This is a genomic window from Thauera sp. AutoDN2 (assembly GCF_051280715.1).
In the GTDB taxonomy this organism is placed as follows: Bacteria; Pseudomonadota; Gammaproteobacteria; order Burkholderiales; family Rhodocyclaceae; genus Thauera.
Window position 1 is genome coordinate 103,823 of sequence record NZ_JBNCAR010000001.1, and the last position, 20,074, is coordinate 123,896.

At 65.1% G+C, this 20,074-nt stretch carries 19 protein-coding genes; 6 read left to right on the top strand and 13 right to left on the bottom strand.

Going from position 1 to position 20,074, the window contains the following annotated elements:
* The first annotated feature begins 48 nt into the window (after window positions 1-48).
* The 3 genes from ACPT9U_RS00435 to ACPT9U_RS00445 all read left to right on the top strand — a co-directional run bounded on the left by ACPT9U_RS00435 (window position 49) and on the right by ACPT9U_RS00445 (window position 4,161).
* Window positions 49-1,674, top strand: coding sequence for a hypothetical protein (locus ACPT9U_RS00435; RefSeq protein WP_418363487.1), 1,626 nt, complete (start codon window positions 49-51; stop codon window positions 1,672-1,674).
* Window positions 1,675-1,784: 110 nt separating this feature from the next.
* Window positions 1,785-3,839, top strand: coding sequence for an elongation factor G (gene fusA, locus ACPT9U_RS00440; RefSeq protein WP_435749631.1), 2,055 nt, complete (start codon window positions 1,785-1,787; stop codon window positions 3,837-3,839).
* 61 nt (window positions 3,840-3,900) lie between these two features.
* Window positions 3,901-4,161: a DUF4212 domain-containing protein gene (locus tag ACPT9U_RS00445; protein WP_418363488.1), complete on the top strand. Its 261-nt coding sequence runs from the start codon at window positions 3,901-3,903 to the stop codon at window positions 4,159-4,161.
* A 106-nt stretch (window positions 4,162-4,267) separates the two neighbouring features.
* On the opposite strand, the gene ACPT9U_RS00450 is transcribed toward ACPT9U_RS00445, so the two are convergent.
* From ACPT9U_RS00450 to icd, 4 genes are all read right to left on the bottom strand, one after another.
* A complete protein-coding gene (locus tag ACPT9U_RS00450) occupies window positions 4,268-4,657 on the bottom strand; it encodes a hypothetical protein (RefSeq protein WP_418363489.1) in 390 nt (129 codons plus the stop codon).
* A gap of 153 nt (window positions 4,658-4,810) precedes the next feature.
* Entirely contained in the window at window positions 4,811-6,616 is a 1,806-nt protein-coding gene (locus tag ACPT9U_RS00455; RefSeq protein WP_435749530.1) for a sodium:solute symporter family protein, read from the bottom strand.
* 16 nt (window positions 6,617-6,632) lie between these two features.
* The gene (locus tag ACPT9U_RS00460) at window positions 6,633-6,890 is read right to left on the bottom strand and encodes a DUF4212 domain-containing protein (protein WP_418363774.1); all 258 of its coding nucleotides are present in this window, start codon (window positions 6,888-6,890) and stop codon (window positions 6,633-6,635) included.
* A 228-nt stretch (window positions 6,891-7,118) separates the two neighbouring features.
* The gene (gene icd / locus ACPT9U_RS00465) at window positions 7,119-8,363 is read right to left on the bottom strand and encodes an NADP-dependent isocitrate dehydrogenase (RefSeq protein WP_418363491.1); all 1,245 of its coding nucleotides are present in this window, start codon (window positions 8,361-8,363) and stop codon (window positions 7,119-7,121) included.
* 282 nt (window positions 8,364-8,645) lie between these two features.
* On the opposite strand from icd, the gene aceK reads away from it, so the two are divergent.
* Complete coding sequence (gene aceK, locus ACPT9U_RS00470; protein ID WP_435749531.1) at window positions 8,646-10,406, top strand: bifunctional isocitrate dehydrogenase kinase/phosphatase; 1,761 nt, start codon at window positions 8,646-8,648, stop codon at window positions 10,404-10,406.
* 78 nt (window positions 10,407-10,484) lie between these two features.
* Here the strand turns inward: aceK and soxB are convergent, their stop codons facing one another.
* The 8 genes from soxB to ACPT9U_RS00510 all read right to left on the bottom strand — a co-directional run bounded on the left by soxB (window position 10,485) and on the right by ACPT9U_RS00510 (window position 17,476).
* The gene (soxB, locus tag ACPT9U_RS00475) at window positions 10,485-12,209 is read right to left on the bottom strand and encodes a thiosulfohydrolase SoxB (protein WP_435749532.1); all 1,725 of its coding nucleotides are present in this window, start codon (window positions 12,207-12,209) and stop codon (window positions 10,485-10,487) included.
* Window positions 12,210-12,310: 101 nt separating this feature from the next.
* Window positions 12,311-12,910, bottom strand: coding sequence for a sulfur oxidation c-type cytochrome SoxX (soxX, locus tag ACPT9U_RS00480; RefSeq protein ID WP_320383975.1), 600 nt, complete (start codon window positions 12,908-12,910; stop codon window positions 12,311-12,313).
* Window positions 12,911-12,922: 12 nt separating this feature from the next.
* A complete protein-coding gene (soxA, locus tag ACPT9U_RS00485; protein WP_435749533.1) occupies window positions 12,923-13,723 on the bottom strand; it encodes a sulfur oxidation c-type cytochrome SoxA in 801 nt (266 codons plus the stop codon).
* Window positions 13,724-13,833: 110 nt separating this feature from the next.
* Window positions 13,834-14,145 carry a thiosulfate oxidation carrier complex protein SoxZ gene (gene soxZ / locus ACPT9U_RS00490; protein WP_418363496.1) on the bottom strand — a complete coding sequence of 104 codons (312 nt, stop codon included), beginning with the start codon at window positions 14,143-14,145 and terminating at the stop codon, window positions 13,834-13,836.
* A 30-nt stretch (window positions 14,146-14,175) separates the two neighbouring features.
* Window positions 14,176-14,643, bottom strand: coding sequence for a thiosulfate oxidation carrier protein SoxY (soxY, locus tag ACPT9U_RS00495; RefSeq protein WP_418363497.1), 468 nt, complete (start codon window positions 14,641-14,643; stop codon window positions 14,176-14,178).
* Window positions 14,644-14,665: 22 nt separating this feature from the next.
* Window positions 14,666-15,742: a c-type cytochrome gene (locus ACPT9U_RS00500; protein ID WP_435749534.1), complete on the bottom strand. Its 1,077-nt coding sequence runs from the start codon at window positions 15,740-15,742 to the stop codon at window positions 14,666-14,668.
* Window positions 15,726-17,063 (bottom strand): sulfite dehydrogenase, encoded by a 1,338-nt coding sequence (gene soxC / locus ACPT9U_RS00505; RefSeq protein ID WP_418363499.1) that lies wholly within the window; start codon window positions 17,061-17,063, stop codon window positions 15,726-15,728. The genes ACPT9U_RS00500 and soxC overlap by 17 nt, the downstream gene beginning before the upstream one ends.
* Window positions 17,064-17,104: 41 nt before the next feature.
* The gene (locus ACPT9U_RS00510; protein WP_435749535.1) at window positions 17,105-17,476 is read right to left on the bottom strand and encodes an ArsR/SmtB family transcription factor; all 372 of its coding nucleotides are present in this window, start codon (window positions 17,474-17,476) and stop codon (window positions 17,105-17,107) included.
* A gap of 250 nt (window positions 17,477-17,726) precedes the next feature.
* Here ACPT9U_RS00510 and ACPT9U_RS00515 point away from each other — a divergent pair, with 250 nt between their 5' ends.
* Both ACPT9U_RS00515 and ACPT9U_RS00520 read left to right on the top strand, forming a co-directional pair.
* Window positions 17,727-18,026, top strand: coding sequence for a c-type cytochrome (locus ACPT9U_RS00515; RefSeq protein WP_418363501.1), 300 nt, complete (start codon window positions 17,727-17,729; stop codon window positions 18,024-18,026).
* Between the two features lie 16 nt (window positions 18,027-18,042).
* On the top strand, window positions 18,043-19,323 hold the full coding sequence (locus ACPT9U_RS00520; protein ID WP_435749536.1) for an FCSD flavin-binding domain-containing protein: 1,281 nt from the start codon (window positions 18,043-18,045) through the stop codon (window positions 19,321-19,323).
* Window positions 19,324-19,407: 84 nt separating this feature from the next.
* Here the strand turns inward: ACPT9U_RS00520 and ACPT9U_RS00525 are convergent, their stop codons facing one another.
* Window positions 19,408-20,028 carry a c-type cytochrome gene (locus ACPT9U_RS00525; protein WP_418363503.1) on the bottom strand — a complete coding sequence of 207 codons (621 nt, stop codon included), beginning with the start codon at window positions 20,026-20,028 and terminating at the stop codon, window positions 19,408-19,410.
* Between the last annotated feature and the right edge of the window lie 46 nt (window positions 20,029-20,074).

Consider the following 20,074-nt stretch of genomic DNA (forward strand, 5'->3'; position numbering starts at 1 on the left):
CCGGACCCACCCCAAACGCAACCTAACCCCAGCCGCGAGACCGACCGAGTGCTGCACGCCATCTACCGCTGGATCGACCGCAACCTGCTCGAACTCGGCCGCGAGATGCGGCTCTCCTACCTGCCGCCGCTGATGGTGTATTGCGCGGCGGGGGTATCCGGCCTCACCGGCATCGTCGGCACCTTCTTCGTCAAGGACTACCTTGGCCTGTCGGCCGCCTTCCTCGCCGCGCTCGGCTTCTGGGCAGGCATCCCGTGGGCGCTGAAGATGCCCATCGGCCACCTGGTGGACCTCATGTGGCGACACAAGGCTGGGCTGGTCTACCTCGGCGCCAGCCTGATCGCCGCCAGCCTGCTGATCATGATCGGGCTCATCGGCAGCCCGGACGCGATGCGCGCGGTGATGCCGATCGAGGCCTGGTTCGTGCTGTCGGTGCTGCTGTCACCGGTGGGCTACGTGATGCAGGACGCGGTAGCCGACGCGATGACGGTGGAGGCGGTGCCGCGCCTGGACGCCCGCGGCGATCCGATTGCACCGGAGACCATCCGCCTGATGCACACCACCATGCAGATGCTCGGCCGGGTGGCGATCATCGGCGGCACGGTGCTGGTGTCGCTCGCCAACGTAGCGATGTTCCAGGGCTCCGAGAACCTGCCCGAGGCCGACAAGGTCGCGATCTACCTCCGCATCTACGAGCTCGCGCTGATCATCCCGCTGCTGTCGGTCAGCGGTGTGCTGCTCGGCGGCTTCCTCAAGCGCCGCGAGGCCCGGCGGCTCGCCGCACTCGGGCGCAGCGGCGCCGAGATCGACCGCCTGCTCCACGCCCCGGAAGGGAAGACCGCGCCCAACTGGTGGATCCTCGGTGGCAGCGCGGTCTTCGTCGCCCTCACCATCGGCATCGGGCTGTCGGGCTTCAAGTACGGCCAGGAGGTGATCTTCGCCACCTCGTTCGCGATCATCGGCGTCATGATCAGCCGCCTGCTGCGCGAACTCTCGCCCGAGGCCGCGCGCACCCTGCTTGGCACGGTGATCATCATCTTCGCCTTCCGCGCCCTGCCCGGCCCGGGCGCCGGGGCGAGCTGGTGGATGATCGACGCGCTCGGCTTCGACCAGAGCTTCCTGTCGCGGCTGGACCTCATCACCAGCACGCTCACACTCGCCGGCCTGTTCCTGTTCCGCCGCTTCATGGCCGAGAAGTCGATCGCCGACATCGTGATCTTCCTCACCGTCGCCAGCACACTGCTTTCGCTCCCGATCATCGGGATGTTCCACGGCCTGCACGACTGGACCGCGGCGCACACTGGCGGCGTGGTCGACGCGCGCTTCATCGCGATCGCCAACACTGCGCTCGAATCCCCGCTCGGACAGGTTTCGATGGTGCCAATGCTGGCGTGGATCGCAAACTCCGCGCCGCCGCACCTCAAGGCCACCTTCTTCGCGGTGATGGCGTCCTTCACCAACCTCGCGCTGTCGGCCTCACAACTGGGCACCAAGTACCTCAACCAGTTGTACACGATTACGCGCGAAGTGAAGGATGCGGTGACGGGCGCGGTCACCACGCCCGCAGACTACGGCGAACTCGGCGCCATGCTGATCACCGTCACGCTGATCGGGCTCGCGCTGCCGCTGAGCGCCATCCTCTTCACCCGCATCACCCGACTGCGTAGCGCCTGACCCGAAGCGTAGCGCCGACGAGCATTCGACCGAGCGCGCGCATTGCCTTCGGATCAAAGCAAGCGGACACTTGAGGGCATCCCGCACAAACAAGAAAAGCGAGGTCCATGATGACACCCAGTTCGGTTCACGACATCCGCAACCTGGCCCTCTTCGGCCATACCGGCAGCGGCAAAACCACCCTGGTCGAAGCCCTGCTCGCTGCCGCCGGCGAGATCAACGCACCGGGCAGCGTCGAGCGCGGCGACACTGTCGCGGATTTCGACCCGCAGGAGAAGGCCATGGGCCACTCCCTGCATTCGGCACTGGTCCACCTCGAGTGGGCGGGACACTGGATCAACCTGCTCGACACCCCGGGCCTGCCTGACCTCGCCGGTCGCGCACTCGTTGCCCTGCCCGCCGTCGACACCGCCCTGGTCACGATCAACGCCGCCGCTGGCATCGAGAGCGGGACGCAGCGCATGATGGACGCCGCGCAAGGCAAGTGCCGCATGATCGTGGTCAACAAGATCGATGCGGCTGGCACCGACCTCGGCGCCCTGATGGATTCAATCGCGGCCGCCTTCGGTCGCGAATGCCTGCCGATCAACCTGCCCTCCGCCGACGGCAACCACGTGATCGACTGCTTCTTCGCCCCCGACAATGCCGCGGCCACCGCCTTCTCCAGCCCCTCCGCCGCGCACGACGCGATCGTCGACCAGGTCGTCGAGCTGGACGAGGATCTGATGGCGAAGTACCTCGAGCAGGGCGAATCCCTCGACCCCGAGCAGCTGCATGCGCCCTTCGAGCAGGCCTTGCGCGAAGGCCATCTGGTGCCCGTGTGCTTCGTCTCCGCGCGCAGCGGCGCAGGCGTGCGCGAACTGCTCGACATCCTCGGCAAGCTCGCACCCGACCCCACCGAGGGCAACCCGCCCGCCTTCCTCAAGGGTGAAGGCGCCGCGGCCGAGGCGGTGAAACTCGCGCTCGATCCCGAACGCCACGTCGTCGCCCATGTCTTCCAGATCGCCAACGACCCCTATCGCGGCAAGCTAGGCATGTTCCGCGTCCATCAGGGACAGGTCACACCCAACTCGCTGCTCTACGTGGGCGATGGGCGCAAGCCGTTCAAGGTAGCGCACCTGCTCCGCATGCAAGGCAAGAACACGGTGGAGAGCACGCTCGCGGTTCCGGGCGATCTGTGTGCGGTAGCGCGCGTGGACGGGGTCTGCCGCGACGCCGTGCTGCACGACTCCCACGACGAGGATTATTACCACCTCGCGCCCGCCGCCTGGCCGCAGCCGGTGTTCGGGCTCGCGCTGATGACGCGCAAGCCCGCCGACGAGCAGAAGCTGTCCGAAGCGCTGGCGAGGCTGATGGAAGAGGATCCGTGCCTGGAGGTCAGCTTCGACAGCCGCAACCGGCGTACCGTCGTGCGCGGTCTGGGCGAGCAACACCTGAAGATCGTGCTCGACGAGTTGTCGGCACGCTGGAACCTGCAGCTCGACACGGCGACACCCAGTATTCCGTATCGTGAGACGATTACGGTCGTCGCCGAGGCGCGTTACCGCCACAAGAAGCAGAGTGGCGGCGCCGGCCAGTTCGGTGAAGTGGCCCTGCGGGTGGAGCCGCTGACGCGCGGCGCCGGCATCGAGCTGGGCGACGAGGTCAAGGGTGGCACCATTCCGACCCACTTCATGCCTGCGGTCGAAAAGGGTGTGCGCCAGGCCCTCTCCGAGGGGGCGTTGGCCGGCTTCCCGCTACAGGACCTCCGCGTCGTGGTCACGGACGGAAAGCATCACGCGGTGGATTCGAACGAGGTCTCCTTCGTCACCGCAGGCCGCCATGCACTGATCGAAGCCGTGCTCGCGGCGCGACCCGTGGTGCTCGAACCCCTGCTCGACGTACAGGTGAAGGTGGCGGACGCGCTGTTCGGTGAAGTCAGCGCCGAGCTCGCCGGCCGGCGCGGCCGCCTCACCGCCACCGACAGCCCGGCGCCCGGATGGACGCTGATCTCGGCGCGTGTACCGATGGCGGCGCTCGAAGGCTTCGAGAGCCGGCTGAAGGCGATCTGCGCGGGGGAAAGCGAATTCGTGCTCGAAGCAGGCGGTCACGAGCCCGCGCCGCAGGACGTACAATCCGAACTCGCGCGTGCCCACGCCAATGGTGGCGAAAACGGCGCGCACTGAGCCCGCAGCGCCGGCTCGGGCAACCGGGCCGGCCGACATCGCAGAAGCCGCGCAAGCAACCATGAACCGATCCGACCTGCAACGCGCCTACTGGCGCCGCAACCTGTGGCTGACGCTCGCGCTGCTCACGTTGTGGTTCGGCACCACCTTCGTCGCCGGCTTTTACGCGGAGGCGCTCAACCAGATCGAGTTTCTGGGTTTTCCGCTCGGCTTCTACATCTTCGCCCAGGGTGCGCTGATCGTGTATCTCGTGATCATCGTGGTCTACGTGACCGTGATGAATCGCATGGATCGACGCTTCCGCGTCGACGGGCGGCGCTGAACGACCGCATCGCGGAGGAACGCCCAGCCCGGGGCTCATGGGCAGACTGGGCCTCACAGGCGCGTGCCGCGCATGCCGGCACGCGCGGCAGATTGCTGACCCTGTCTTACTTTCCCTGCGAGACGGCCGATTCGTCGGCCGCCTTCTTCTTGCGCCCCCATTCGATCGGGTGCGCGTGACGGCTGAGGATGAAGTCGAGCAGGAACTTGCTCCAGATCGTGATGCCTGCGGTCGAACTCCAGGTGTCGTAGTCGAGCCGTGCGGTAACGACGCCGAAGATCACGAACACGACGATCACCCCGCACACGAGGTTGATGACCGCGGTGAAGGGCGCGAACTTCGCAGGATTGGCGGGGGGCAGGCCGCGTTTGAGCGCAACCTCGGAGAAATCGCGCTTGACCAGGATGCGCCAGGCGCGCCGCAGCCAGAAAAAGGCGATCGGAAACAGGGCCAGGAAGAGGATCCAGGTCACTGCCATGCTGATGTCGAAAACCATGTGCTGCTCCAGTCACTGCGGGCGCCGCGGATGCCGGGAGCCCTTGTGGCAAGGTGCCACAAAATGGAAAGCCCCGCCATCGAGAGACGCAGGCGGGGCTTTCGTTCCCGCCGCCACCCGAGGGTGACGGACCGGGTTCATGCTGCGAACTGCTTAGTGCGCGCCATCCACCGCCTTGGCGCCACGCGGGATGCGGACTTCTTCCACCAGGTGCTGGATGTGCTCCGGCGGCTCCTTCGTGACCTTATCCACTGCGAAGGCGACGATGAAGTTCACCAGCGCACCGATCGCACCGAAGGCTTCCGGCGTGATGCCGAAGAAGCTGTTCGCACCACCGATCAGGTCGAGGTACTCGGTGCCCTTGATGAACACGATGCCCTTGTGTGCGAACACGTAGAACAGGGTCACGAACAGACCGGACAGCATGCCGGCGATCGCGCCTTCCTTGTTCATCTTCTTGGAGAAGATGCCCATCATGATCGCGGGGAACAGCGACGAGGCCGCAATACCGAAGGCCAGCGCCACCGTACCGGCCGCGAAGCCCGGCGGGTTCAGACCGAGGTAGCCGGCGAGCACGATCGCGAACACCATCGAGATCTTGCCGACCATCAGCTCGTTCTTGTCCGACATGTTGGGCGCGAACACGTTCTTCACCAGGTCATGCGACACCGCCGAAGAGATCGCCAGCAGCAGACCGGCAGCGGTCGACAGCGCAGCAGCCACACCGCCCGCGGCAACCAGCGCGATCACCCAGTTCGGCAGCAGCGCGATTTCCGGGTTGGCCATCACCATGATGTCGGCGTTGACCGTCAGCTCGCTGCCCTTCCAGCCAGCCTGCTCGGCCTTGGCCAGCACGTCGGCGTTCTTGGTCTTGTCGTTGTAGTACTGGATGCGACCGTCGCCGTTCTTGTCTTCCCACTTCAGCAGGCCGGTCTTCTCCCAACGCGACATCCAGTCCGGACGCTCGTCGTACTTGAGGCTCGACTCCGCGGCGTACAGGTCGCCGTTGGCTTCGATCGCGACGTTGACCGTCTTGTGCAGGTTGTACTTGGCCATCGCGGCAACAGCGGGCGCGGTGGTGTACAGGATGGCGATGAAGACCAGCGCCCAGCCTGCGGAGTAACGGGCGTCGGAAACCTTCGGCACCGTGAAGAAGCGGATGATGACGTGCGGCAGACCGGCGGTACCGATCATCAGCGACACCGTGTAGACAAACATGTTCAGCTTGCTACCCGGCACCGAGGTGGTGTACTCGGCAAAGCCGAGGTCGACCACGACCTGGTTCAGGCGCTCGAGCAGGGTGGTGTCGGTGCCGACCAGCGAACCGCCCAGACCCAGCTGCGGCAGGAAGTTGCCGGTCAGGTTCAGGGAGATGAAGATCGCCGGAATGGTGTAGGCCAGGATCAGCACGATGTACTGGGCCACCTGGGTGTAGGTGATGCCCTTCATCCCGCCGAACACCGCGTAGGCGAACACGATGCCCATGCCGAGGTAGATGCCGGTCTCGTTGCTCACGCCCAGGAAGCGGGAGAAGGCCACGCCGACGCCAGTCATCTGGCCGATCACGTAGGTGATCGAGGCCACCAGCAGGCAGACCACCGCCACCGTGCTGGCCGTCTTCGAGTAGAAGCGGTCGCCGATGAACTGGGGCACGGTGAACTTGCCGAACTTGCGCAGGTACGGCGCCAGCCACATGGCCAGAATCACGTAGCCGCCGGTCCAGCCCATGAGGAACAGCGAGCCGCCGTAGCCCATGTTGGAGATCAGGCCGGCCATGGAGATGAAGGACGCAGCCGACATCCAGTCAGCGGCCGTTGCCATGCCGTTGGTGACCGGGTGCACACCGCCGCCGGCGACGTAGAAGTCGCTGGTGCTGCCTGCGCGCGCCCAGATTGCGATCCCGATGTAGAGCGCGAAGGACGCGCCCACCACCAGGTAGGTCATAGTTTGAAGATCCATGTGTCCGTCCCCCCGTTTATTCTTCGTGAACGTCGAACTTGCGGTCGATCTCACCCATCTTCTTCGCGTAGAAGAAGATCAGTGCGATGAACACATAGATCGAGCCCTGCTGTGCAAACCAGAACCCGAGCGGATAGCCGCCGAGATGGATGCTGTTGAGCGCGTCTGCGAAAAGGATTCCAGCCCCGTAGGACACCAGGAACCACACGACCATGATCTTGGTCAGGAGGCCCAGTGTGGCTTTCCAGTAGCCAGCTGCACTGTTGTTTTCCATCATGTCTCCTCGTTGTCTGTGAAACACCGCCACTGCGTGAACCGGCAAGAGACAACTCCAGCCCATGCAGCAGTGTGCGAATTATAGAAACATCAGTCTTACTTATCCCTTACAGCGCGTGTCAGGAATGAACCGATCGAATCCGCCGACGCCGACGGGGTGAAGCACAGGCAACAAAAAACCCGCCGGCTCGGGCAGAGCGGGCGGGTTCTTGCGGGGCGGAACGGCTTACATGCGCGCGATCATCGCGTCGCCGAACTCGGAGCACGACACCTCGTTGGCGCCTTCCATCAGGCGGGCGAAGTCGTAGGTGACCTGCTTGTCGGCGATCGCCGCCTCCATGCCCTGGATGACGAGGTCGGCCGCTTCCTTCCAGCCCAGGTGGCGCAGCATCATCTCGGCCGACAGGATCAGCGAGCCCGGATTCACCTTGTCCAGCCCCGCGTACTTGGGCGCGGTGCCGTGGGTGGCCTCGAAGCAGGCGTACTGGTCGGAGATGTTCGCCCCCGGCGCGATGCCGATGCCACCCACCTGCGCTGCGAGCGCGTCCGAGATGTAGTCGCCGTTGAGGTTGAGCGTGGCGATCACGTCGTATTCGGCCGGGCGCAACAGGATCTGCTGCAGGAAGGCGTCGGCGATGGCGTCCTTGACGAGGATCTCGCGGCCGGTCTTAGGGTTGGCGAACTTGCACCACGGGCCGCCGTCGATCGGCTGCGCACCGAATTCCTCCTGCGCCACCTTGTAGCCGACGTCGCGGAACAGGCCCTCGGTGAACTTCATGATGTTGCCCTTGTGCACCAGGGTCACGCTCTTGCGGTCGTTGTCGATCGCATACCGGATCGCGGCGCGCACCAGGCGCGTGGTGCCCTCGACCGAAACCGGCTTGACGCCGATGCCGCAATCCTGCGGGAAGCGGATCTTCTGCACCCCCATCTCTTCGCGCAGGAACTGGATGACCTTGTTGGCCGCATCGGAGCCTGCCTGCCACTCGACGCCGGCATAGATGTCCTCGGTGTTCTCGCGGAAGATGACCATGTCGGTCAGCTCGGGGCGCTTGAGCGGGCTGGGCACGCCCTTGAAGTAGCGCACCGGACGCACGCACTGGTAGAGGTCGAGTTCCTGACGCAGCGCCACGTTGAGCGAGCGGATGCCGCCGCCCACCGGCGTGGTCATCGGGCCCTTGATCGACACCGAGTAGGTCTTGAGGGCGTCGAAGGTTTCCTTCGGCAGCCACTGGTCCGGGCCATAGATCTGCGTCGACTTCTCGCCGGCGTAGACTTCCATCCAGTGGATCTTCTTCTTGCCGCCGTAGGCCTTCTCGACCGCAGCGTCGATGACCTTGATCATCACCGGCGTGATGTCCACGCCGATGCCGTCGCCTTCGATAAACGGGATGATGGGGTGGTCCGGAACCGCTTGCCCCGGGACGATTTTCTGGCCGCCCGCGGGTACCGTGATCTTGGATTCGCTCATGCCTGCTCCCTCTCTCAATGACCGCGAACGGGTCCGCGGTTCTGGTCTGTGGTGACAGCAACGGAAGGGCGCGACGGCGAACCGGGCGCATCGCAGCCCTGTACCGAGGGCGCATTATCCTCCAAAAGAACGCGGCCCGAAAGAAAGCGCCTTCCCGGCAGGGGACGGAAAAACGCACCGCCGCCGTGCCCCAACGCCCCCGCCCGGCACATGAGCGGGTGATAGACTGAGCCACCGTTGGGCGGGCCGGAACGGCCCCCGCCAGACCCCCGAGGAGGCTCGATGGACGTGCAGTTGGGAGAGAACCCGGTCGCACAGGCGATCGCCCAGGCCCTGGTGGAGGGCTTCAACAAGCACTACCGGATCTTTCGCGAAACCTCGCGCCGCGCGAAAGAGCTGTTCGAGGGCGCTCAATGGCAGAAGCAGCTCGATTCGGTGCGCGAACGGGTGCAGTTCTACGACGATCGCGTAGCCGAGACGGTGGCCCGCCTGCTCGACGAGTTCGACGCCGACGCGCTCGATGACGCCACCTGGCAGCAGGTCAAGCTGCAGTTCATCGGCATGCTGATCAATCACCGCCAGCCCGAACTCGCCGAAACCTTCTTCAACTCGGTGACGACCAAGATCCTGCACCGCAGTTACTTCAACAATGACTACCTGTTTGCGCGCCCGGCGATCTCGACTGAGTTCATCGAATCCTACCCGCCGGTGTACTCGAGCTACTACCCGCAGGAGCGCGGCCTGCGCGCCACCATCCGCCGTATCGTCGAGGACTTCGACTGGCAGCGCAGCTTCGAGGACCTGGAGCGCGACGTCCACCAGGTGATGCGCGCCGCGCTGGCGCACCTGGGCGAGTGGCCGCAGATGGAGGTCAACTGCCAGATCCAGGTGCTGTACTCGGCCTTCTATCGCAACAAGACCGCCTACATCATCGGCAAGACGGTCAACGGCTACCAGGAATACCCCTTCGCCATCGCCGTGCGCCACAACGCGCGCGGCCTGCTCTATCTGGACACGCTGATCCTCGACCCGTGGCGGATCTCGGTGCTGTTCTCGCTGTCGCGCGCCTACTTCCTCGTCGACATGGAGGTGCCCTCGGGCTACGTGCAGTTCCTGCGCTCGATCATGCCCAACAAGCCGCGCAGCGAGCTCTACACCATGCTGGGCCTGGGCAAGCAGGGCAAGACCATGTTCTTCCGCGACCTGGTCTCGCACCTGCGCCACTCGAACGACCAGTTCATCATCGCGCCCGGCATCCGCGGCCTGGTGATGCTGGTGTTCACGCTGCCCTCCTTCCCCTACGTGTTCAAGATCATCAAGGACACCTTCGGCAGCTCGAAGAACATGGATCGTGCCACGGTCAAGCGCAAGTACCTGATGGTCAAGCACGTCGACCGCGTCGGCCGCATGGCCGACACGCTGGAGTTCTCCTACGCCGCGCTGCCGCTGTCGCGCTTCCATCCCGAGTTGCTGGACGAGCTGCGCACCCTCGCACCCTCGAGCTTCGAGATCGACGGCGACAAGGTGATCATCAAGCACCTCTACATCGAGCGCCGCATGACGCCGCTCAACATCTACCTGGAGAAGGCGAACGATACGGAACTGGAAGAGGCGGTCCGGGAATACGGCAACGCGATCCGCGAGCTCGCGATCGCCAACATCTTCCCTGGCGACATGCTGTGGAAGAACTTCGGCGTGACGCGCTACGGCCGGGTCGTGTTCTACGACTACGACGAGATCGAGTACATGACCGACATGAACTTCCGCGCCATCCCGCCCGCGCCCTATGAGGAAATGGAGATGTCGGCCGAGCCCTGGTATTCGGCGGGGCCGATGGACGTGTTCCCCGAGGAGTTCGCCACCTTCCTGCTCGGCGTGCCGCGCGTGCGCAAGGCCTTCCTCAAGCACCACCGCGACCTGCTCGCGCCGAAGTTCTGGCAGCAGGCGCAGCAGCGCATCCGCGATGGCTACGTGGAAGACTTTTTCCCCTACCCGCTCGAGTTGCGCTTTTGCAATCTGTTTCCGGCAAACGAGCACATTTAGGAGGGTGCTGCAAAGGATGCAGCCCGTCGCCGTACCGAGCGCACGACGACGGACTGCCTCACTTTCAGCGGGTGGGGCTTAGATCGCCACGCCCGGGTTGCCGTCCATACCCTTGAGCGTGGGCAGGTTGAGCGCGCGCTGGGTGATCACCTTCTGGCCGCGAAGGTAGTCGGCGACCACGTCCCAGACCGCCGGGCCGGAGTCCTTGGCCTCCTCCGACACCGGCGCCCAGCCGGCGACCTTGTAGGTCTTGCCGGCTTCGATCGGCGTGCCCTTGAGCATCATGTTGTCGATGCGCTTGCCCATCGCCGCATTCGGGTCGCAGGTGTATTGCAGCCCGCCCACGCGCACCATGTCGCCGCCCTGCTGGTAGTAGGGGTCGGGGTTGAAGAGGTTGTCGGCGACGTCCTCCAGAATGGTCTTGATCATCTCGCCGCTCATCTCGGTGAGCGTGGTCCACGGGTAGGTGATCGCGGTCTGGTCGAGCAGATGCTCCATGGTGATGGTGTCACCCGGCAACAGCGAGGTGCCCCAGCGGAAGCCGGGCGAGAAGGCAATCTCGGCGTCCTTCTCGGCGATCAGCGCATCGACGATGAGCTGGTCCCACGAACCGTTGAAGTTGCCGCGGCGGTACAGCAGGCCTTCGGTGACGGCGAGCTTTTCGGTGAGCTTCTCGAGGAAGGGCGCGCGCGTCTTGTCGATGAACGCGGCCATCTCGGGGTGGGCAGGCAGCAGGTTGGAGAACACCGGCAGCAGCTTGTAGCGGAAGTCCGCCACCTTGCCGTCGCGCACGTCGAAATCCATCACGCCGAGGAACTTGCCGTTGGAGCCGGCGTTGGTCACCAGCGTCTTGCCGCCCGCGTTCTCGACGATGGTGGGCGCCGGCATGCCGTCGTGGGTGTGGCCGCCGAAGATGGCGTCGATGCCGGTAACGCGGCTTGCCATCTTCAGGTCCACATCCATGCCGTTGTGCGACAGCACCACCACCACCTGGGCGCCCTCGCCGCGTGCGGCGTCCACCGCCTGCTGCATGTCCTCGTCGCGGATGCCGAAGCTCCAGTCCGGCGTATGCCAGCGCGGGTTGGCGATCGGGGTGTAGGGGAAGGCCTGGCCGACGATGGCCACCGGAACGCCGTTGATATTCTTGATGACGTAGGGCTTGAAGACCGGATCCTCGAAGTCGGTGGTCTTCACGTTCTGGGCGACGATGTCGATCTTGCCCGCGAAGTCCTTCTCCTCGATCTCCTTGACGCGATCGGCGCCGTAGCTCGATTCCCAGTGCAGCGTCATCACGTCCACGCCGAGCAGCTTGCAGGCGTCGACCATGTCCTGCGCGTTGGTCCACAGCGCAGTGCCCGAGCCCTGCCAGGTGTCGCCGCCGTCGAGCAGCAGCGCGCCGGGGCGGCTGGCCTTCATCTTCTTGACCAGGGTGGCCAGGTGGGCAAAGCCGCCGACCTTGCCGTAAGTCCTCGCAGCCTCGACGAAGTCGAGATAGGTGAAGGCATGGGCCTCGATGCTGCCCGGCTTGATGCCGAAGTGCCTGAGGAAGCCCTCGCCGACGATGTGCGGCGCGTTGCCCATCATGCCACCCACGCCAAGGTTGACGTTGGGCTCGCGGAAATGGATCGGCAGCAGCTGCGCGTGGCAGTCGGTCATGTGCAGCAGGCTGACGTTGCCGAACGGCGGGAGGTCGTAGAGCGCTTCGGCCGACTTCTCGGCACGCGCGAAGTTCGAATGCAGCGTCATGCCGCCTGCTGCGGCGACCGCGAGCATCTGCATGAATTCACGACGATTCATCGACATGGAATACCCTTTTCGAGTGATCTGGAGACGAAGGCGCGCCAAGCAAAACGGGCCCGGGGCCGAAGCCGCGGGCCCGATCCGGAGCGCCAGCCTGGCGCCGGTTACTGGTTGACCGGTGAGGCCGGGTCAAACAGATAGGCCATGACGTGGCGGATCTGCTCTTCGGTGAGGATGCCGCCATAGCCGTTACGCGGCATGTCGCTGCATGCGTTGTAGGCCTTGGAGTTCCACAGCTTGCCCCAGGTGTACTTGACGACCTCTTCCGAGTTGCCGCGCAGCTTGCCGTAGCCTTCGAGACTCACGCCGATCGTGCCCTCGGACACCTCGTTCGGGTCCATGGCGTGGCAGTTGTAGCAGCCACCGCCATTGTTGTCGGGGCTCTTGTCGGTCCAGGTCAGACCACGGCCGCTGGCCGCGATCTTCTGCCCCTGCTTCCAGTCGCCACCGGTGTAGTTACCGTCGGAAGGCCACTGGATCGTTTCGAACTCGGCGGCCTCGAGGCGTTTCATGGTCTCGGCGTCCAGCGGTGTCAGGCTCGAGCACGCCTTCTGGATCGCATCCTGTTTCTGGCGATCGAGGCTGGCGATGCCGTTCGCCTTGAACGAAGACACCATCATCTGCTCGACCTTGGCCTGAAGCTCGTCAGCCTGGGCGAAGGACGCGGCGAGCGCCAGCGGGATCGCAAACATCAGTTTCTTCATCTCATGTCCTCCTTAGCGCTTCACGCCCGGCCACTGGGCCTCGGCACCGTTGCCCTTGCCCGCCATGAACACCGACAACGCGATGGTCACGTCCGATGCGAACACCGGCTCGGCCGTGCGCTGCTGGCGGAAGCAGTCCCACAGGCGGTGCTGCATGGTCCAGAACTGCGAGTTCGACACACGGTAGGCGGGCCACGACCCCCAGCCGGCGGCCGCGCCCTCGGGCTTGGTGATGTTGGGCAGCTGCGTGGCGCGGATGCGCTTGTCGTCCTGGCTGTGGCAGGAGGAACAGGCGAAATCCATGGCGCCGGTGCGGTAGAAGAAGACGCGCTCACCCATGTCGTACATCTCCTTCATCTTCGGATGCGACAGGTCGACCGCGATCGGCTTGCCCTTGGAGTGGGTGACGACGTAGGCCACCAGGGCCGCGACCTTGGCACGCTCGCCCTGGCCGAACTTGCCCTTGATGATTTCATCGGGCGGGATGCCCTGCTGGGTTTCCATGCAGTGCATCAGGCGCGACTCGAGGTCCTGCACCTTGCCGGTGTCCTCGAAGAAGCGCGGCAGCTGCGCAGCGGCGCCTTCCACCACGCCGGGCCCCATGCCGAGGTCGCACTGCTCGAGCGTGGCGTTCTTGGGGCCACGCGCGGTGCGCCACAGCTCTTCGCCTTCCATCTCGTAGAGCTCGGCCGGGTTGCCGTCGGCGAGCATCTCGCGGTAGGCGTCGAAGTTGAGCTCCTGCTGCGCCGATGCGAGCGGGCCACCCAGCATCGTCGCGGCGCCGAGCGCGGCAAACATGACTTGTCTTTTCATCGTCTCTCCTCCAGGGGCCGTTCGAGCGGTCCCACTTGTTTTCGGGCTGCCGGCCCCTCGCCGGCAACGACCGAGGCTGCGCCCGCGGACGCGCAGCCACCGCCCTCCGATCAGGAAATCTGAACTTCGTCGGTACGGCTGTCGCCCTTGTTGTCGACCCAGCTCACCGAGAGCTTCTCGCCCTTGGCGCCGCCGTTGAACTTGAAGGCGAGGTAGGGGTTTGTGGACACGGAGGGGCCGAACTCGGCGCTGAGCACGACCTTGTCGTTGTGCTTGGCGGTGAGTTCGGTAATGAAGTGGGCCGGGATCGGGGCACCGGACGAGTCCTTGCGCTGGCCGGTTTCCATGACGTGCGACATCAGCACACGGACTTCGGTGACGCCATCCTTGGCGGCGGCGCGAATGCGCATCGGGTTTGCCATATCGATTATCTCCTTGATCTGTACTGAGGATCAGCCGCCGCAGCCGCCGAGGGTGACCTTGACTTCCTTCTTGGCCATGTAGAACTTGCCGTCGGCCTTGACCATCGCATACACGTCCGAGGTCTGGCCCATCTTCACGCGCGTCTGCACGTCTGCGACCGTGCCTTCGGGCAAGGTGAAGGTGGCGGCGACCATGTTCGGATTCTTCTCGATGAGGATCACGATCTGCTCGGTCTTGGGCAGCTTGCTGACCACGCCCACCGGCACCACGGCACCGTTCTCGGCGATGTCCGGCGCGGTGATCACCACGTCCGCGCTCTCGGCCGGCTTGCCGGCGTTGAAGGCGCCAAAGGCCGCGTCCATGTTCTTGGCGTCGAACGCGGCTTGGTTCCAGGCGGCGTGCGCCAGTTCGGGCTTGATGAAGCCGGCCGCTGCGAGCAGACCGAGCATGCCCAGACCGCTGCCGGCCTTGAGGGTGTCCCTGCGTTGATTGTTCATCCCGTCTCTCCTTGTTTAGGGGTTACTGCGCTTTCGCGCCTTCCAGAATCCACTTCACGAGTTGCTGGAGCTCCTCGTCCTTGACGTGCCCTTGCGGCGGCATGGGCACCGCCCCCCAGACACCCTGGCCCCCGGCCTTGGCCTTGGCGACCAGCGTCGCCTGGGCATCGGCCTGGCCCTGGTACTTGGCCGCGATCTCGTTGTAGCCGGGGCCAACGATCTTGTGTGCGACGCCATGGCAGGCCATGCAGCCCTTGGCGTTGGCGAGCGCGAGGCTCGCCGCTGCCCCGGCGGACTCGGGCGCGGCTCCCGCCTCGCCCGAGGCGGCGGGCGCCCCCGTGGGCTTGCCGCGCGCGGGACCGATCGGGCGGTTCTGCTCGGCGAGGTTGCCGTGTGCGTCCTGCGCGTAATCGGGCAGCGCGGAGGCGATCTCGACCGCCTTCTTGCAGTCCTGCATGCAGGCCACGCTCTGCACGTCGGGCGTGCCGCCGTTGCCGATGCCGCCCTTGTCACCCGCCGCACCCGGCCACATGCCGTGATCGGTGGTCATGCCGTTGCGGTTGGGCATGCGTGCCTGTACCTCGCGGATGTTCTCGTCGCTGAGCTCGTAGTCGGCCGGAACCACCTCGGCGAGGTTGAGCAGGTAGGCGAGGATCGCATACACCTCGTCCGGATTCAGGGACTTGGGCGCGGTCCAGGGCATGGCACGCTGAATGTAGTCGAACAGCGTCGACACCGTCGGCACTTTCATCAGCGTGGTGCGCTGCGGAAAGGAGCCGGTGACGAGCGACTCGACGTGGCCGGTCTCGATGTCCTTCAGCGTGGTGCCGCCGACGATGGGGGTGAATACTTCGTTCGACTCGCCGAAGATGCCGTGGCAGCTCGCACAGTGGGTTTCCCACAGCACCATGCCGTCATCGACATTGCCACGCCCCTTGGGCAGGCCGACGAAATCCGGACGCACATCGATGTCCCAGGCCTTCACCTCGGCCGGCGTGGCTTCTCGGCCGATGCCGGGGAAGCGGTCTTCCCAGGCCATGGCTGCGGTGCTGGCGCCGGCGACGAGCAGCGCGATCAGCGTCTTAGAGAACCTGGACATTGCTCACCTCCCCGGACTCGACCACCTTCCAGGACTGGATGGCGTTGTTGTGATAGATGGACTTGGTCCCGCGCGCCGCGCGCAGCTGGCCATAGCTCGGCTGCACGTAGCCAGTCTCGTCGACGGCGCGCGACTGCAGGATCGCGGGCTTGCCGTCCCACACCCAGTCGATGTTGAAGCGCGTGATCGCCTTGGACAGCACCGGCGTCTCAAGGCGCGCCTGGCGCCAGTTGATGCCGCCGTCGGCCGACACATCGACGCGGGTGATCTTGCCGCGCCCCGACCACGCCATGCCGGAGACGTTGTAGAAACCCTTGTCGAGCAACAGCTGGCCGCCCGAGGGGGTCGTGATGACCGACTTGCACTCCTGGATCGAAGTGTACTGACGATGCTGGCCATCGGGCATCAGGTCGATGTAGTGCACCGCCTCGTCCTTCGCCCCCCAGGGCTGGTCGCCCACCTCGATGCGGCGCAGCCACTTCACCCAGCTCACGCCCTGCACGCCCGGCACCACGAGGCGCAGCGGATAGCCATTCTCGGGGCGCAGCATCTCGCCGTTCATGCCGTAGGCGACCAGCACCTCGCCCGACTCGATCATCTCCATCGGGATCGTGCGCGTCATCGACGAACCATCAGCGCCCTCGGCGAGCACGAAGCGGCCGGTCTTGTAGTCGGCGCCGCACATGTCGAGGATTTCCTTCAACGGCACGCCCGTGAATTCCGCACAGGACAGCATGCCGTGCGAATACTGCACGGTCGGCACCGCGACGTTGCCCCACTCCATGCCGGTGTTGGCGCCGCACTCGATGAAGTGGATGCGCGACACCGAGGGCAGACGCATGATGTCGTCCATGGTGAAGACCGCGTTGGTCTTGACCAGGCCGTTGATCATCAGGCGATGCTTCGAGGGATCGATGTCGTGCCAGCCCTGGTGGTGGCGTTCGAAGTGCAGGCCCGAGGGCGTGATGATGCCGAACAGGCCCTGCAGCGGCGTAAAGGCTACCGAGGAACCGCCCACGCGGGTCAGACCCGGGCTCTCGCGACGCTGCAGGCCACGCTCGTACTGTGAAGGCATGCCGTACGGATTGGCCGCCACCGGCAAGCCCAGCGTGGTCGACCACTGCGGCAACTCCAGGATTGCCGGGTCGCCTTCGACGGCAGCGCGAGCCACCGCAGGTACGGCCATGGCGGCCGACGCGGTGACGAACGCCTTGCGCAGGAAATCGCGTCGGCCATCCTTGACCGCGGCGATCTGCGCGTCGGTGAGGAAATTCTCGGGCGCAGGCCTCACCCGGCCGGGCCGGGTCTCGAACATCGTCATGCTTTGTCTCCCCCTTCGTTGTCTCGATGCACGACCAACTATCACTGCCGCAACGGCCCCGCTTGCTGCCCGGTTCCGAGCCCGGGCTTGAGCAACCCGGTGTCACCGACCGCGCCCGGCTGACCCCGCGAGGCGATGCGCACGCACACCGTCCGGCACAGGTCCGTGAAATCGGGGTCGGTCAGGCGATAGAACACCTGAGCGCCGTCCCGGCGACGACCGAGCACCCCGGCCCGGTAGAGCAGGCTCAGGTGGCGGGAAACATTGGCCTGGTTGAGCCCGGACGCCTCGACCACCTCATTGACCGAGCGCTCCCCGTCGCACAGGCAGTGCATGATCTTCAGGCGCGAAGGCTCTGAGAGCAGGCCGAAGTACTGCGCGGCGCTTTCGAAGACTTTTTCGAGCTCATCCATATCAGTCTCTTTTATGAGATCATTTTTGACATGGATCAAATCTAAAAGTCTTCAATCATATAGTCAAGCACTAATATTTGTGCGCCACAGCAAACCGGTTTCCGATGGCAGAATTCAGCACATCCTGCTTGCCCATCCGGCCAGCCAGGCGCGCGATTCGACCAGGCGCGGTCGCGCGGAACAGCGGACGACGGGTCTGGCGTTGTGCAGGCAGTACCACCCCTTGGAACCAAAGACGGAGGGACCATCCATGAGAACAAGAAGCTTCATCGCCGCACTCGGCCTGCTCGCGCTGAGCGGGGGACTGCACGCACAAGACCCGAACCTCGCGCGCAACCTTGCAGCAACCTGCGCGAACTGCCACGGCACAAACGGCCACAGCGTGGGCGGGATGGACTCCCTTGCGGGAGAATCGAAGGAGAAGCTGATGCAGAAGCTCGCCGATTTCCGCTCGGGGGACAAGCCGGCGACGATCATGCACCAGATCGCGGCCGGCTATACCGATGAGCAGCTCGATCTCATCACCACCTGGTTTGCCGAACAGAAATGACGGGGAGACAAGAACGATGCTGAACAGACGCAACTTCCTCAAGGCCTCGGCCATCGCTGCCGCAGCAGGCGCCGGACTCCCCGGACTCTCGGGCAGCGCAACCGCAGCATCCGGTGGCGCGCGCCGCCACGTCGTCATCGTGGGCGGCGGCTATGGCGGCGCCACCACGGCCAAGTACCTGCGCATGTGGAGCAAGGGCAAGGTCGACGTGACGCTCATCGAGCGCAACGCCCAGTTCGTGTCCTGCCCCATTTCCAACCTCGTGATCGGCGGCCTCAAGCAGATCGAGGACATCACGGTCAGCTACGACAACCTCGTATCGAAATGGGGCGTGAAGCTGATCACCGACGAGGCGACTGCGATCGACGTCGAAAAGCAGAGCGTGACCACGGCCAAGCACGGCACGCTCCACTACGACCGTGTCGTGCTCTCCCCCGGCATCGATTTCGTGCCGGAACGCATCGGCGGTCTTGCCGGCAATGAGGAGCGTATCCCCCATGCCTGGAAGGCAGGCCCGCAGACGGTGACGCTGCGCAAGCAGCTCGAGACCATGCCCGACGGCGGCGTGTTCGCCATGCACATCCCGCGCGCGCCCTACCGCTGCCCGCCCGGCCCCTACGAGCGCGCATGCCTGGTGGCCAACTATCTGCGCGAAGCCAAGCCCAAGTCCAAGGTCCTGGTGCTCGACGCCAACGGCGATATCCAGTCCAAGAAAGCCTTGTTCAGCCAGGCGTTCGAGCGCTACGGCGCCCTCGTAGAGTACGTACCCAACAGCGCACTGCAGTCGGTGGATGCCGCCACGCTCACCGCCGAGCTGGAATTCGACTCGATCAAGGCGGACGTGCTCAACGTGATCCCGCCGATGCGCGCGGGCGACATCGCAACGAAGTCCGGCCTGCCGCTGGTCAACGACGCCTGGGTGGACGTGGACTGGCTCACGCTCGAAGCCAAGGGCATGCCAGGTGTTCATGTGATCGGCGACGCCCTCTTCCCGGCGCCGACGATGCCGAAATCGGGGCACATGGCCAACCAGCACGGCAAGGTTGTCGCCGCAGCCATCCTCAACCTGTTCGAGGGTCTGCCGCCCAATCCCACGCCCGTGGTCATGAACACCTGCTACAGCTTCGTCGACAGCCGCAACGTCGTACACGTCGCCTCGGTGCACCAGTACGACGCCGACAAAAAGCAGCCGATGCCGGTCAGTGGCGCGGGCGGGCTCTCGCCGATGGCCAACGAGATCGAGGCCAAGGCCGCGCTCGCGTGGGCGCGCAACATCTGGGCCGACATGCTCGCCTGAGCGCAGCACGCAACAAAACGAAGGGGGCCGCTGGCCCCCTTTCTTCATGCCCCGCGGGACCGCCCTTCGGGCGCGCCGCTGGACTCACTCCAATGTACTGATGTACAGGGCAACCGCCTTGACCTCGAGCTCGGTGAGCTTGGAGGCGATGGAGTGCATGATCTCGTTGTCGTTGGTGCGCTCGCGCTTGTTGAAGGACTTCAACTGCGATTCGGTATATCGCGGCACTTGGCCGGCGAGGCGCGGCAACTCCTCCGTCCCGTGGCCGTTGTCGCCATGGCAGCCGGTGCACGCCGCCACACCCGAGTATTCGTTTCCGCGATGAAAGATGAAGCGCCCGATCGCGGCGAGCTCTTCATCTCGCGCCGGACGGGCCTTGGTCGGCTTCTTCTCGAAATACACGCCGAGGGCGAGCATCTCGTCCTTGGTGAGGTCCTGCGCCATGCCGTTCATGGTGTCGCTCTGGCGCCGCCCGGACTGGAAGTCCGCGAGCTGCTTGGCGATGTACTGATGGTGCTGTCCGGCCAGACGCGGATAGAGCGGCGAAGAGCTGTCACCCTCCGGACCGTGGCAAAGCGCACAGCGCCCGCCGCTGATCTCGGCCGCGCGAGCCAGATCGACCTCGGGCAGTTCGCCCGAAGCGATCGCCAGCGGCGTCGCAAGGCCCACAGCACAGGAAACGGCCAGCCTCTTCCAGATCTTCATCGCGCTCTCCTCGCGGCTCTCCGCTCGCCGCGCACCTGCGTGGCGT

Coding starts and splice junctions, on each gene's coding strand:
- fusA (WP_435749631.1), top strand. CDS start 1,785: ATGACACCCAGTTCGGTTCACGACATCCGCAACCTGGCCCTCTTCGGC.
- ACPT9U_RS00445 (WP_418363488.1), top strand. CDS start 3,901: ATGAACCGATCCGACCTGCAACGCGCCTACTGGCGCCGCAACCTGTGG.
- ACPT9U_RS00450 (WP_418363489.1), bottom strand. CDS start 4,657: ATGGTTTTCGACATCAGCATGGCAGTGACCTGGATCCTCTTCCTGGCC.
- ACPT9U_RS00455 (WP_435749530.1), bottom strand. CDS start 6,616: ATGGATCTTCAAACTATGACCTACCTGGTGGTGGGCGCGTCCTTCGCG.
- ACPT9U_RS00460 (WP_418363774.1), bottom strand. CDS start 6,890: ATGGAAAACAACAGTGCAGCTGGCTACTGGAAAGCCACACTGGGCCTC.
- icd (WP_418363491.1), bottom strand. CDS start 8,363: ATGAGCGAATCCAAGATCACGGTACCCGCGGGCGGCCAGAAAATCGTC.
- aceK (WP_435749531.1), top strand. CDS start 8,646: ATGGACGTGCAGTTGGGAGAGAACCCGGTCGCACAGGCGATCGCCCAG.
- soxB (WP_435749532.1), bottom strand. CDS start 12,209: ATGTCGATGAATCGTCGTGAATTCATGCAGATGCTCGCGGTCGCCGCA.
- soxX (WP_320383975.1), bottom strand. CDS start 12,910: ATGAAGAAACTGATGTTTGCGATCCCGCTGGCGCTCGCCGCGTCCTTC.
- soxA (WP_435749533.1), bottom strand. CDS start 13,723: ATGAAAAGACAAGTCATGTTTGCCGCGCTCGGCGCCGCGACGATGCTG.
- soxZ (WP_418363496.1), bottom strand. CDS start 14,145: ATGGCAAACCCGATGCGCATTCGCGCCGCCGCCAAGGATGGCGTCACC.
- soxY (WP_418363497.1), bottom strand. CDS start 14,643: ATGAACAATCAACGCAGGGACACCCTCAAGGCCGGCAGCGGTCTGGGC.
- ACPT9U_RS00500 (WP_435749534.1), bottom strand. CDS start 15,742: ATGTCCAGGTTCTCTAAGACGCTGATCGCGCTGCTCGTCGCCGGCGCC.
- soxC (WP_418363499.1), bottom strand. CDS start 17,063: ATGACGATGTTCGAGACCCGGCCCGGCCGGGTGAGGCCTGCGCCCGAG.
- ACPT9U_RS00510 (WP_435749535.1), bottom strand. CDS start 17,476: ATGGATGAGCTCGAAAAAGTCTTCGAAAGCGCCGCGCAGTACTTCGGC.
- ACPT9U_RS00515 (WP_418363501.1), top strand. CDS start 17,727: ATGAGAACAAGAAGCTTCATCGCCGCACTCGGCCTGCTCGCGCTGAGC.
- ACPT9U_RS00520 (WP_435749536.1), top strand. CDS start 18,043: ATGCTGAACAGACGCAACTTCCTCAAGGCCTCGGCCATCGCTGCCGCA.
- ACPT9U_RS00525 (WP_418363503.1), bottom strand. CDS start 20,028: ATGAAGATCTGGAAGAGGCTGGCCGTTTCCTGTGCTGTGGGCCTTGCG.